Source organism: Pseudomonas sp. XP1, assembly GCF_053557675.1.
Genome location: NZ_JBNRIJ010000024.1, coordinates 60,230 through 70,718 on the forward strand (window position 1 = coordinate 60,230; position 10,489 = coordinate 70,718).

General features: G+C 63.2%; 9 protein-coding genes and 2 pseudogenes. 8 read left to right on the forward strand and 3 right to left on the reverse strand.

The features are described 5' to 3' along the window. Positions 1-106: 106 nt before the first annotated feature. The 4 genes from ACK1U9_RS18920 to ACK1U9_RS18935 all read left to right on the forward strand — a co-directional run bounded on the left by ACK1U9_RS18920 (position 107) and on the right by ACK1U9_RS18935 (position 3,992). Positions 107-1,714: a response regulator gene (locus ACK1U9_RS18920; RefSeq protein WP_025337710.1), complete on the forward strand. Its 1,608-nt coding sequence runs from the start codon at positions 107-109 to the stop codon at positions 1,712-1,714. Continuing rightward, positions 1,711-2,403 (forward strand): sensor histidine kinase, encoded by a 693-nt coding sequence (locus tag ACK1U9_RS18925; RefSeq protein ID WP_046616040.1) that lies wholly within the window; start codon positions 1,711-1,713, stop codon positions 2,401-2,403. The genes ACK1U9_RS18920 and ACK1U9_RS18925 overlap by 4 nt, the downstream gene beginning before the upstream one ends. A gap of 116 nt (positions 2,404-2,519) precedes the next feature. Then, the gene (locus tag ACK1U9_RS18930; protein WP_046616041.1) at positions 2,520-3,164 is read left to right on the forward strand and encodes an MBL fold metallo-hydrolase; all 645 of its coding nucleotides are present in this window, start codon (positions 2,520-2,522) and stop codon (positions 3,162-3,164) included. 108 nt (positions 3,165-3,272) lie between these two features. Further along, positions 3,273-3,992, forward strand: a complete 720-nt coding sequence (locus ACK1U9_RS18935) for an OmpA family protein (RefSeq protein WP_087503383.1) — start codon at positions 3,273-3,275, stop codon at positions 3,990-3,992. 103 nt (positions 3,993-4,095) lie between these two features. Here the strand turns inward: ACK1U9_RS18935 and pta are convergent, their stop codons facing one another. Together pta and ACK1U9_RS18945 are read right to left on the reverse strand one after the other, a co-directional pair. After that, on the reverse strand, positions 4,096-6,183 hold the full coding sequence (pta, locus tag ACK1U9_RS18940; protein WP_046616043.1) for a phosphate acetyltransferase: 2,088 nt from the start codon (positions 6,181-6,183) through the stop codon (positions 4,096-4,098). Between the two features lie 31 nt (positions 6,184-6,214). Then, entirely contained in the window at positions 6,215-6,517 is a 303-nt protein-coding gene (locus tag ACK1U9_RS18945; RefSeq protein ID WP_108480137.1) for a DUF3565 domain-containing protein, read from the reverse strand. Between ACK1U9_RS18945 and ACK1U9_RS18950 the strand changes: the two genes are divergently transcribed. Next, the gene (locus tag ACK1U9_RS18950; RefSeq protein ID WP_003259610.1) at positions 6,516-7,001 is read left to right on the forward strand and encodes an FKBP-type peptidyl-prolyl cis-trans isomerase; all 486 of its coding nucleotides are present in this window, start codon (positions 6,516-6,518) and stop codon (positions 6,999-7,001) included. The two genes, ACK1U9_RS18945 and ACK1U9_RS18950, sit on opposite strands and share 2 nt — an antisense overlap. A 144-nt stretch (positions 7,002-7,145) precedes the next feature. Then, positions 7,146-7,628 carry a glutathione peroxidase gene (locus ACK1U9_RS18955; protein ID WP_108480898.1) on the forward strand — a complete coding sequence of 161 codons (483 nt, stop codon included), beginning with the start codon at positions 7,146-7,148 and terminating at the stop codon, positions 7,626-7,628. 64 nt (positions 7,629-7,692) lie between these two features. Here the strand turns inward: ACK1U9_RS18955 and ACK1U9_RS18960 are convergent, their stop codons facing one another. Then, positions 7,693-8,883: a glycosyltransferase family 4 protein gene (locus tag ACK1U9_RS18960; RefSeq protein ID WP_108480899.1), complete on the reverse strand. Its 1,191-nt coding sequence runs from the start codon at positions 8,881-8,883 to the stop codon at positions 7,693-7,695. Between the two features lie 301 nt (positions 8,884-9,184). On the opposite strand from ACK1U9_RS18960, the pseudogene ACK1U9_RS18965 reads away from it, so the two are divergent. Together ACK1U9_RS18965 and ACK1U9_RS18970 are read left to right on the forward strand one after the other, a co-directional pair. Beyond that, positions 9,185-9,784: pseudogene (locus ACK1U9_RS18965) on the forward strand (PAS domain-containing protein); the annotation flags it as partial. Between the two features lie 228 nt (positions 9,785-10,012). Beyond that, a pseudogene (locus ACK1U9_RS18970) lies at positions 10,013-10,372 on the forward strand (methyl-accepting chemotaxis protein); the annotation flags it as partial. Between the last annotated feature and the right edge of the window lie 117 nt (positions 10,373-10,489).

Consider the following 10,489-nt stretch of genomic DNA (forward strand, 5'->3'; position numbering starts at 1 on the left):
GTGGCCGCCAACGCTCTACCCTCATCTTTCCCGACCAACTGCCGATACAGCTATCGGTGGCATCGCCTCGCGCGATTTTTCAATTATTCCAAGGCAGGTCGTGTTGATGCTGCAGTACGGGCAAAAGAGCTTTCTGATCGTCGACGACTTTACCGACTTTCGCACGTCGACCCGTTCCATGCTGCGCGAGCTGGGCGTACGTGACGTGGACACCGCCGACAGCGGCGAGCAGGCGCTGCGCATGTGCGCGCAAAAGCGTTATGACGTCATCCTGCAGGACTTCCACCTGGGCGACGGCAAGAAGAACGGCCAGCAGGTGCTCGAAGACCTGATCCTCGACAAGCACATCAGCCATGAGTGCATATTCATCATGGTCACGGCCGAGAGCAGCCAGGCCATTGTCCTCAGCGCCATCGAGCACGAGCCTGATGCCTACCTGACCAAACCATTCAACCGGGTTGGCCTGGCCCAGCGCGTGGAGAAGCTGTACCAGCGCAAGACCCTGCTCAAGCCGATACTGCAGGCTTTGGACCGCAATCGCCCGGCCGAAGTGCTGGCGGCCTGTGCCGAGTTGTGCAAGCGCGACCCGCGCCTGGCCCCGCTGTGCCTGCGTTATCGGGCCGATGCCTTGCGCAACCTCAACCGTTTCGAGGAGCTGGAGAAGTTCCTCAAGGCCATCCTGGCCAGCCGCCCGCAGCCGTGGGTGTACTCGGCGTTGGGCAGCCTGATGCACAAACGTGGCCAGAACGCCCAGGCCCAGGGCGTGTACGAGCAGGCGCTAAAGGCCTTTCCGATCATGCCAGGTCTGTACGATGGCATGGCCGAGGTGCTGGTGGCCCAAGGCGAAACCAGGCGTGCGCAGAACATGCTTGAAGAGGCCGTGCGCCTGTCGCCGCTATCGGTGCGCCGGCAGTCGACGCTGGGCAAGCTGGCGTTGGAAAACGAAGATTTCGAAAGTGCCTCGAAGGCGTTCCGCCATGCGGTGAACCAGGGCCAGAGCTCACGCTACAAGGACCCTGAGAACAACCTGGGGCTGGTGCAGGCGCTGATGAGCAGGAATGCCGGCTTTGGCCTGGATGCGCGCACCCGGGTCGAGATCAACAGCACGCTGAGCGAAGTGGCCAAGGAAAACCCCGAGGACCAGGGCCTGCAGGTGCGTGCCCGCATGATGAAGGCCGCCAGCCTGCAGCAGGCCGGCGACCCTGAAACGGCTGCCAAGCTGACCGAACAGGCGATCCAGCGCCTGGACAAGATGAACCAGTTCTTCTCGGTCGATTCGGCCCTGACCGTTGCCGCGCAGTTGCAGGCCATGGGGCAGGAAGCCGCTGCCATCGGTGTACTGAGGAGTTGTGTGGAAAGTTATGGCGACGACCCCAAGGTCATGGAGAGGGTCGGCAAGCTGACGGACGACCCCAGCGTGCTCAACGCCATTACCGAAGCGGTCACCCTCAATCGCCAGGGTGTGCGCAGTTACCAGGGGGGGCAGCTCGGCGAGGCGTTGCAGCTGTTCCGCAAGGCGCTGGGTTTGCAGCCGAAGAACATCAGCATTGCCCTCAACACTGCCCAGGCGCTGCTGCGCATCGGCGGAGACAGCCCTCAGCCCGCCATCATGCAGGAGTGTCGCGACGCCCTGACCAGCGTGGCCGGCATACCTGCCAGCGACAACCGCTACGACCGCTACCGCAAACTGCACATCCGAGTGTTCGGCGCATGAATCAAGATAACCAGGGGCTTGATTTTTCCACGGTGATCGCCTCCACCGTGCACGACCTTAAGAATTCCCTGTCGGCGCTGATCCAGTCCCACAACCAGTGGATGCAGCGCTTGCCCGAGGAACTGCGTGGTGGTGCCGAGCAGGGGGCGATGGAGCATGAATTTCGCCACCTCAACGGCATGCTGGTGCAGTTGCTGGGTTTGTACAAACTGGGCGTAAACCAGTTGCCGGTGTGCCCGGACTACCATGAACTGGACGATTTCATCGAAGCCCAGCTGGCCGCGCACGAGGAAGTGCTCAAGCACAAGGACATCCTTGCGACCTGGCGCATCGACACCGACAACCCGCTGGGCTTCTTCGATCGCGAGCTTGTGGCCTCGGTGATCGCCAACGTGATCACCAACGCCACCCGCTTTGCCGCGCATGCCTTGCTGATCACCATCGAAGAGGCAGACAACCAGTTGGCCATCTGCGTCAACGATGACGGCCCGGGTTATCCACAGCGCATGCTCGAGCGCCAGGAAGAATTCATCCAGGGTATCGACTCGACCAGCGGCAGTACCGGCCTGGGTCTGTATTTTGCGGCGCGGATCGCGGCACTGCATGAAAGCGGCGGGGTGCGCGGGCGGATCGAGATCTCCAATGGCGGCGCGCTTGGGGGTGGGTTGTTCAGATTGTTCTTGCCTTAGGATGTATGGCGCTCGATCTCACAGGCGCCACACATCTCAAGACATGAACCTCGTGCACCCACCCCAATTTCCTGTCAGGCTCTCAGCAGAACTCCAGCTTTGCCATCGAGAACACCATGACCCAAGCCCCGCCTGCGCTCATCCGCGAAACCTTCCCCGTAGGCCCCCTGCAATGCAATTGCACCCTGATCGGCGACCCGCTTACCAAAAAGGCCATCGTCGTCGACCCGGGCGGTGACCCGGACAAGATCCTGGCTCGCCTGCAGGCCCACGGCCTGACGCTGGTGAGCATCATTCACACCCACGCGCACTTCGATCACTTCCTTGCCTCGGGCAAGCTCAAGGAACTGACCGGCGCGACGCTGCACCTGCACAAGGATGACCAGGCGCTGTGGGACAACCTGGAAATGCAGTGCCAGATGTTCGGCGTGCCCTACACCCCGGTGCCTGCACCCGACCGCTGGCTGGGGGATGACGAGGAGCTGGCTTGCGGTTGTGGCGTGGCCTTGCATACGCCAGGCCACACGCCGGGCTCGATGAGCTTCTGGTTTGCCGATGCCAAGCTGCTGATTGCCGGCGATACTCTGTTCCGCCGTGGCATTGGCCGTACCGATTTGTGGGGTGGCGATCAGCGGGCCATCGTCCGTTCGATCAAGGAGCGCCTGTACCGGCTGGACGAGGAGGCAATCGTGGTGACCGGCCACGGGCCGGATACCCGCCTGGGTGACGAAATGCGTGAAAACCCCTTCGTGCGTGCCTGATGGCACATGAAAGCACTTTCATGGAATTTTTCGTTGCCGATGCAATCCAAGGCTGGCATAGATCCGTTTATGATCTGCCGCATTCATGAATTCAGTAGGAGCTTGTCCATGTTCACCATGCGTCGTCTGATTATCGTCGCAACCGCCGCTGCCTTGATGACCGGCTGTGCCGGCCAGAACCCTTATGACAGCCAGGGGCAGGCGCAGGGCTCCACAGGGATGAGCAAGACCGCCAAGTACGGCGGCCTGGGCGCGCTGGCCGGTGCTATCGCCGGTGCCGCCATCGACCACAACAACCGTGGCAAGGGTGCACTGATCGGTGCTGCTGCCGTGGGTGCCGCCGCAGCCGGTTATGGCTACTACGCTGACAAGCAGGAAGCCGAGCTGCGCGCGCAGATGGCCAATACCGGCGTTGAAGTGCAGCGCCAGGGTGACCAGATCAAGCTGATCATGCCGGGCAACATCACTTTCGCCACCGACTCGGCCAACATCGCGCCAAGCTTCTACTCGCCGCTGAACAACCTGGCCGGTTCGTTCAAGCAGTTCAACCAGAACACCATCGAAGTGGTCGGCTTCACCGACAGCACTGGCAGCCGCCAGCACAACATGGACCTGTCCCAGCGCCGTGCGCAGGCGGTCAGCACCTATCTGACCTCGCAGGGTGTGGATGCCTCGCGTATCTCCGTACGTGGCATGGGCCCGGACCAGCCGATCGCCAGCAACGCCGACGCCAATGGCCGCGCGCAGAACCGCCGGGTGGAAGTGAACCTGAAGCCGATTCCGGGTCAGCAGTATGACCAACAAGGTCAGGTTCAGCAGTATCCCTGATCGATCAGAGTGACCCTGTGGGAGCGGGTTCACCCGCGAACACCGCGTCGCATTCTTCGCGGGTGAACCCGCTCCTACAGGGGCTGCAAAGCAGCCCCAGCTTTTAGCCCGCCACGCTGGCCTGAATCGCCGTCAGGGCAATGGTATGCACGATATCGTCAACCTGAGCCCCGCGCGGCAGGTCGTTCACCGGCTTGCGCAACCCTTGCAGCATCGGTCCCAGGCTGACCCCGTCGGTGCTGCGTTGCACCGCCTTGTGGGTCGTGTTGCCGGTGTTCAGGTCAGGGAACACGAACACCGTCGCCCGCCCGGCTACCGGGCTGCCCGGTGCCAGGTCCCGTGCGATCGCCGGGTTGGCCGCCGCGTCATACTGCAACGGCCCGTCGATCAGCAGGTCTTGCGCCGCGTCCTGTGCCAGGCGAGTCGCTTCGAGCACTTTCTCGACTTCCTCGTCGCTGGCCGAATCGCTTGAGTAACTGATCATCGCCACCCGTGGCGCGATGCCGAAGGCCTGCGCCGATTCGGCACTCTGCCGGGCGATCTCGGCCAGTTCGACAGCACTTGGGTGTGGGTTCATCACGCAGTCGCCGTACACCAGCACCTGCTCGGGGAACAGCATGAAGAAAACCGACGACACCAGGCTCGAGCCCGGTGCGGTCTTGATCAACTGCAGGGCCGGGCGGATGGTGTTGGCGGTAGAATGCACCAGGCCCGAGACAAGGCCATCCACTTCGTCCAGCGCCAGCATCATGGTACCGATCACCACCGGGTCTTCCAGTTGCTGCTCGGCCATTGGTGCATTGAGGTTCTTGCTCTTGCGCAGTTCGACCATCGGCTCCACGTAGCGCCGGCGAATCACCTCGGGGTCGAGGATTTCCAGGCCCGGAGGCAAGGTGATGCCCTGGGCGCGGGCCACGGCATCGACATCCTCGGGCTTGGCCAGAAGCACGCAGCGGGCAATCCCGCGGGCCTGGCAGATAGCTGCAGCCTGCACCAGCAGCGGCTCGGCGCCTTCCGGCAGGACGATGCGCTTGTTGGCCTGCTGCGCTCGCTGGATCAGCTGATAGCGGAACACTGCCGGCGACAGGCGCAGTTCGCGCGGGGTGCCGCAACGCTGGTGCAGCCAGGCGGCGTCGAGGTGGCTGGCGACGAAGTCGGTGATGAATTCGGCGCGCTCGCGGTCGTCCACCGGGATTTCTCGGTTCAGCGAGTTGAGCTGGTTGGCGGTGTCGTACGAGCCGGTACTGACCGACAGGATCGGCAGGCCAGCCTGCAGGGCGCCACGGCACAAGCCCAGGATGCGTGGGTCTGGCTTGCCGTCACTGGTCAGCAGCAGGCCGGCCAGTGGTACGCCGTTGATCGCTGCCAGGCTGACGGCGAGGATGATGTCGTCGCGGTCGCCCGGCGTCACCACCAGGGTACCCGAGGTAAGCAGCGGCACCGTGTTGGCCACGGTGCGCGCGCAGATGATGATCTTGCTCATGCGCCGCTGTTCATAGTCGCCGGCATTGAGCACCTGGGCACCGAGCAGGTCGGCCACGTCTCGGGTGCGCGGTGCGTTCAGTTCGGGCTGGTAGGGGATGCAGCCGAGCAGGCGGAAGTCGTTGCCGCGCAGTAGCGGCGAGTGTTCGCGCAGGCGGGTGGAAAAGTCCGCCATGCTTTCGTCGGTGCGCACCTTGTTGAGGATTACGCCGAGCACTTTCGGGTCGCGCGGGCCGCCGAACAACTGTGCCTGCAGTTCGACCCGGCCGGACAACTCGCTGAGCACTTCGTTTTCCGGTGCAGATACCAGTATCACCTCGGCATCCAGGCTCTTGGCCAGGTGCAGGTTGACCCGCGCCGCATAGCTGGCGTGGCGCGTGGGCACCATGCCCTCGACCACCACCACGTCGTTGCCGATGCAGGCTTGCTGGTAGAGGCGGATGATTTCTTCGAGCAACTCGTCCAGCTGGCCATCGCCGAGCATGCGCTCGACGTGGGCCAGGCTCAGCGGCACGGGGGGCTTGATGCCGTGGGTGCGGGCGACCAGCTCGGTGGAGCGCTCGGGGCCGGTATCACCCGGGTGGGGCTGGGCGATCGGCTTGAAGAAGCCGACCTTCAGGCCGGCACGCTCCAGGGTGCGCACCAGGCCCAGACTGATAGAGGTCAGGCCGACACCGAAATCGGTCGGCGCAATGAAAAATGTCTGCATGCGTGCTTCTCGAAATAAGCGGTGCAAGAAATTAACGGCCAAGGGTAGCGCTATCGGCCCCTTGTGCGCACCAGCCGCAAGCGAAAGGCTGGCCGATGCTCTGTGCGCGCTGGGCCGGATCGAGCACCCACGGGCGCGCCTGCCACGGCGGCTGGTGGCGCAGGTGCTGGGTGTGGCCGCAGGACAGTTCGGCCACCCAGTGGCCCTCTTCGTCCTGGTGGAAGCCGGTGATCCGACTGATGGGCCGTTGCTCGTCCGCAGTGCGTTCGCAATCGGGCGATGGCTTGGTTACACTTGTTCGCTCTACATACTTTTGCAAAAGGTCTTGCCCCATGCTGATCGCCGCCAACAAGGCTGTCTCCATCGACTATACCCTGACCAACGACGCCGGGGAGACCATCGACAGCTCCGCTGGCGGTGCACCGCTGGTTTACCTGCACGGTGCCGGCAACATCATCCCGGGCCTGGAAAAAGCCCTGGAAGGCAAGCAGGCCGGTGACGAGCTGAACGTTTCCATCGAGCCGGAAGATGCTTACGGCGAATACCTGGCCGAGCTGGTCAGCACACTGAACCGCAGCCTGTTCGAAGGCGTCGACGAGCTGGAAGTGGGCATGCAGTTCCATGCTTCGGCACCGGATGGCCAGATGCAGATCGTCACCATCCGCGACATCGACGGCGACGACGTGACCGTCGACGGCAACCACCCGCTGGCCGGCCAGCGCCTGACCTTCCAGGTCAAGGTAGTCAACGTGCGTGATGCCAGCGACGAAGAAATCGCTCACCGCCACATCCACGGTGAAGGTGGCCATCACCACTGATTTTCTGCGCTAAGCTCAGATAGTCGCCAGGCGCTCGGGCAAGCCGATTTGCCTTCCTACGGGAGGTGGACGGCTTGGACGAGCGCCTTTTTAGTGGGCGGAATTCGTCTGCGCGGCAACCGGGAACCTGAGAGGGGATTCATCATGAGTGCATTTCACGACCTGAAACTGGACGCGTTGAACGGCGGGGAGCTGCCCCTCGCACCGTTCAAGGGCCAAGTGGTGCTGGTGGTCAACGTTGCCTCCAAGTGTGGTCTCACGCCGCAATACAAGGCCCTGGAGAACCTCTACCAGATTTTCAAGGAACGGGGCTTCAACGTGCTTGGCCTGCCATGCAACCAGTTTGCCGGCCAGGAGCCAGGCAGTGAAAAGGAAATCCAGGAGTTCTGCAGCCTCAACTACGGGGTGAGCTTCCCGCTGGGCGCCAAGCTGGAGGTCAACGGGCCGCAACGCCACTCTCTGTACCGCCTGCTGGCGGGTGAGGGGGCAGAGTTCCCGGGGGACATTACCTGGAACTTCGAGAAGTTTCTGGTGGGCAAGGACGGGCGGGTGCTGGCGCGTTTTTCGCCGCGCACGGCGCCGGATGATCCGACTGTGGTACAGGCTATCGAGAAGGCGCTGGGCTGAATAGCGCCTGACACAATATTTTCGGTGCCTGTGAGATCGAGCGCCGCGTGGGCGGCGCTCGATCTCACAGGCGCTGCACATACTGCGTCGGACCCTCAGCCGCCCCCCCGCTTTGCCGACAGGCACTGTACAGATACCCCTCGAACTGCTCGACAATCCCTGGCCAGCCCTGGCGGCTGGCATGCCGCCGCGCATTCAGGCGCACCCGGCGCAACGTCTCCTCTTCTTCCAGCAGCCAGCAGGCAGAGTCGATGAACGCTGCCTGATCCCCCGGCATGGCCAGTGCACCGCTGTGGCCATGGCGAATATGCTGCGCAGCGGCCGCTTCGTCATACGCGACCACCGCCAACCCCGAGGCCATGGCTTCGAGCACTACATTGCCAAAGGTTTCGGTCAGGCTCGGAAACAGGAACAGGTCACCGCTGGCATAGTGTTCGGCCAGCACCTCGCCGCGCTGGGCACCGCAGAACACGGCATCCGGTACCTGCTGTTCCAGGGCGGCACGCTGAGGGCCGTCACCCACCATGATCAGGCGCAGGCGCTTGTGTGGATACGTTTTCTTCAGGGCCTCCAGGCATGGGCGCAACAAACCCAGGTTCTTTTCTGCCGCCAGCCGCCCGACATGCAGTACGGCGATGTCATCCGGGCCGAGCCCCCAGCTTTCCCGTAATGCCGGGCTGCGCCGGGCCGGGTTGAACAGGCAGGCATCGACCCCTCGGGCCAGTAGCTCCAGGCGTTCGAAACCGCGGCGTTCAAGCTCCAGGCGCTGGCTGAGGCTGGGTACCAGGGTGGTCGTCGTGCGCCGATGGAACCAGCGCAGGTAGTTGGTGAGCAGGCGCGTCAGCAGGCCCAACCCGTACTGGCCGGAATACTGCGGGAAATTGGTGTGGAAGCCGCTGACCACCGCTACTCCCAGGCGCCGGGCCGCGCGCAGTGCGCTGAGCCCAAGTGGCCCCTCGGTGGCGATGTACAGCACATCCGGCCGCTGCCGACGCCAGCGGCGCATCAGCTTGTGCATCGACACCTCGCCCCACTGCAAGCCCGGGTAGCCAGGCAGTGGCCAGCCACGGCACAGCATCAGGTTCGGGTCGTTGTGCAGCGGTGCTTCACCGGCCTGGCGCGGGCGCACCACTTCGATTTCATGGCCGCGTTGGCGCAACCCTTCGCTCAGGCGGCCAAGGGTATTGGCCACGCCGTTGATTTCGGGTGGGAAGGTTTCGCTGACCAAGGTAATGCGTAGGGCGGGTGTATTCATGACAAAAAGTGTCCGCCTGCTGGATTGCGCCAATGTGACTGTCGTGTGACGTACAGGTGACGCCTGATCGCCGACGCTTTTCGCCTTGTGAATTTTCCTTGCAAGGGTGCTCAAGAGGGAGCAACGGCAGCCGATGAAGATGCATTCGACGATGCGCTCCAGGAGAGCGGTGATGTTCAACAACAAGCTCAAGCAAGAAATCCGGCAGTTGCGTGAAGACCTGATGTCCATCGAACAGGTCAAGAGTAGCCTCGACAGCGAGATGCTGGTACTGCAACTCGACCCCCAGGGGCGGATCGAGATGGTCAACGGCAACTTCGAGAGCGAGATGCTCTACCGTGCCGAACAATTGCTTGGGCGCAACATCGAGGACATCGTCCCCGCCCATGTGAAGTCGCTGGATTTCTACCAGCGCATGAAAGGTGCGATCAGCCGCGGTGAACACCTGAACGGTGCATTCCGCCTGCTGCGCGGCAATGGCCAGGAGGCCTGGTTGCGGTCGATCCTGCAGCCGGTAAAGAACAGCGAGGGGCGCATCAAGTATTTCACGCTGCACTCCAGCGATCTTACCCGCACCATCGAAACCTCCCGCGAGCACGAAAGCCTGATCAAGGCCCTGATGCGCTCCACCGCCGTGATCGAATTCGCCCTCGATGGCACCGTGCTCACCGCCAACGAACGCTTCCTGGCCACCGTCGGTTACCGCCTGGAGCAGATCCGTGGCAAGCATCACCGCATGTTCTGCGAGCCGGAGGAGGCCAACTCGGCCGGCTACCAGGCGTTCTGGGACAAGCTGCGCCGTGGCGAATATGTTGCTGACCGCTTCAAGCGTATCGATGCCCATGGCCGGGTGGTCTGGCTGGAGGCTTCATACAACCCCATCTTCGATGCCCATGACGTGCTGTACAAGGTGGTCAAGTTCGCCACCGTCATCACCGAGCAGGTCAACCAGGAGCAGGCGGTGGCCGATGCGGCGGATGTCGCCTACAACACCTCGCTGGGCACCGATGCCAGCGCCCGCAAGGCCACCGATGTGGTCACCCAGAGCGTCAGCGTGATGCGCGGGCTGGAAGCTTCGATGCAAGAGGCGGCAGAGGGCATCCAGGCGCTGGATACCCAGTCGCGGGTGATCGGTTCGATCATCAAGACCATCAGCGACATTGCCGGGCAGACCAACCTGCTGGCGCTGAATGCAGCCATCGAAGCGGCCCGCGCCGGCGAGCAGGGGCGCGGGTTTGCCGTGGTTGCAGATGAAGTGCGCCAGCTGGCCTCGCGCACCAGTACCGCCACCGAGGAAATCGCCCGGGTGGTGCAGCAGAACGAGCAACTGGCCCAGGCGGCAGTGGCGATCATCGACACCAGCAAGCGCCAGGCCGAGCAGGGGCTGGCGCTGGCGGACGAGACAGGGAGCGTGATTGTCGAGATCCAGGACGGGGCGAAGCGGGTGGTGGATGTGGTCGGGCAGTTTTCCAGCCGGTTGGGGCAGTAGGAGCAGGATCAGACGCGGTCTGCTTCTTGTGGGAGCGGCCTTGTGTCGCGAAAGGGCCGCAAAGCGGCCCCGGCAATTTGTGCATTGGTGCTGAAAACCTGGGGCCGCTGTGCGGCC

Bases quoted from the DNA above. Each gene is read 5' to 3' on its own strand.
- ACK1U9_RS18920 (WP_025337710.1), top strand. From the start codon at position 107: ATGCTGCAGTACGGGCAAAAGAGCTTTCTGATCGTCGACGACTTTACC.
- ACK1U9_RS18925 (WP_046616040.1), top strand. From the start codon at position 1,711: ATGAATCAAGATAACCAGGGGCTTGATTTTTCCACGGTGATCGCCTCC.
- ACK1U9_RS18930 (WP_046616041.1), top strand. From the start codon at position 2,520: ATGACCCAAGCCCCGCCTGCGCTCATCCGCGAAACCTTCCCCGTAGGC.
- ACK1U9_RS18935 (WP_087503383.1), top strand. From the start codon at position 3,273: ATGTTCACCATGCGTCGTCTGATTATCGTCGCAACCGCCGCTGCCTTG.
- pta (WP_046616043.1), bottom strand. From the start codon at position 6,183: ATGCAGACATTTTTCATTGCGCCGACCGATTTCGGTGTCGGCCTGACC.
- ACK1U9_RS18950 (WP_003259610.1), top strand. From the start codon at position 6,516: ATGCTGATCGCCGCCAACAAGGCTGTCTCCATCGACTATACCCTGACC.
- ACK1U9_RS18945 (WP_108480137.1), bottom strand. From the start codon at position 6,517: ATGGGGCAAGACCTTTTGCAAAAGTATGTAGAGCGAACAAGTGTAACC.
- ACK1U9_RS18955 (WP_108480898.1), top strand. From the start codon at position 7,146: ATGAGTGCATTTCACGACCTGAAACTGGACGCGTTGAACGGCGGGGAG.
- ACK1U9_RS18960 (WP_108480899.1), bottom strand. From the start codon at position 8,883: ATGAATACACCCGCCCTACGCATTACCTTGGTCAGCGAAACCTTCCCA.